The organism is Mesorhizobium sp. M7A.F.Ca.CA.002.09.1.1, from assembly GCF_003998555.1.
GTDB lineage: Bacteria > Pseudomonadota > Alphaproteobacteria > Rhizobiales > Rhizobiaceae > Mesorhizobium > Mesorhizobium ciceri.
The window spans coordinates 1-1,362 of sequence record NZ_RZRR01001193.1; the positions used below are offsets into that span (position 1 = coordinate 1).

1 protein-coding gene and 1 pseudogene are annotated in these 1,362 nt (G+C 65.5%); both read right to left on the minus strand.

What is annotated here, in order from left to right; genetic code table 11:
* Positions 1-2: 2 nt before the first annotated feature.
* On the minus strand, positions 3-965 hold the full coding sequence (locus EN994_RS31685) for a GlxA family transcriptional regulator (RefSeq protein ID WP_013530232.1): 963 nt from the start codon (positions 963-965) through the stop codon (positions 3-5).
* 56 nt (positions 966-1,021) lie between these two features.
* Positions 1,022-1,362, minus strand: a pseudogene (locus tag EN994_RS31690) (bifunctional methylenetetrahydrofolate dehydrogenase/methenyltetrahydrofolate cyclohydrolase); the annotation flags it as partial.

The following is a 1,362-nucleotide window of genomic DNA, read 5'->3' on the forward strand; positions in this document are numbered from 1 at the left end:
GCTTAGTAAGTCGTGCGGCGTTCTTCCGAAGGCGGCCTGCCGAATTGCAGCCGGTAGCTCTGGGCGAAGTAGGAATGCGAGGTGAAGCCCGTCGCGATCGCCACGTCGAGGATCGGCATGTTGGTCTGGCGCAGCAGTTCGCGCGCCCGCTCCAGCCGCAATCGCATATAGTAACGGCCGGGCGTGACGCTGAGATGGCGCAGGAACAGGCGCTCGACCTGGCGCACCGAAAGGCCGGCGGATTTGGCCAGCTGTACCGCCGACAGCGGCTCGTCGAGGTGGTCGGCCATCAGTTCGACGATGCGCCTGAGCTTCTCCGACTTGCCGGTCAGGTCGCGTTCGGGTCCGACGCGCTGACGGTCGCCGGCCGAGCGGATGCGTTCGTGCTGGAACTGGTTGGCGACGCCATTGGCCAGGTTCGAGCCGAAATCGCCGCGCACGATCTCCAGCATCAGGTCGATCGAAGTGGTGCCGCCGGCACAGGTGTAGCGCTTGCGATCGATCTCGAAGACGTTGCCGGTGCAGTTGATGTCGGGGAATCGCTCGACGAAGCCGGCGCGGTTTTCCCAATGGATGGTGCAGCGATAGCCTTCGAGCTGGCCGGCCTCGGCCAGCAGGTAGGACCCGACCGACAGGGCACCCAGCGCATTGCCGCGCCGGCCCCAGCTTCGCAAAGCCGCCAGCACCTTGCTCTTGCCGGGGAATTCGGTCGTCAGCCCGACCGAGACGAAAAGGATATCGACCGGCGGCAGGTCGGCAACGGCGTAGTCGATCTTGAGCGGCAGGCCATTGGAAGCCATCACCGGATCGCCATCGGCCGACACCGTGGTCCAACCGTAGAAGTCGCGGCCAAGCAACCGGTTCGCCGACCGGAACGTATCGATCGCGGCAGCCAGCGAGAACATGGAGAACTTGTCTACCAGCAGGAATGCGAACTGCCGGCCGCCTTGAACGGGGTCAGTCATGACCGGCCGTTCTGAGGGAACACTGGGGTTCGGCAAAGCTGCAGCTTTCTGGCGGGTCAGAAGGACGGCCGTTTCAATCCGGCCGAAAGGTAGGCGGAGGCTAACGTATTGGCCATCAGCATGGCAATGGTCATGGGGCCGACACCGCCGGGCACCGGTGTGATGGCGCTGGCGGCCCTGGCCGCTTCGGCATAGGCGACATCGCCGACGAGGCGGGACTTGCCCTCGCCCTTTTCCGGCGCCGGGATGCGGTTGATGCCGACATCGATGACGGTGGCGCCTGGCTTCACCCAATCACCCCTGATCATCTCCGGCCTGCCGACGGCCGCGACAAGGATATCGGCGGTGCGGGCCAAGGCCGGCAGATCCCTGGTGGGGGCGTGGGGGGTGGTGACGG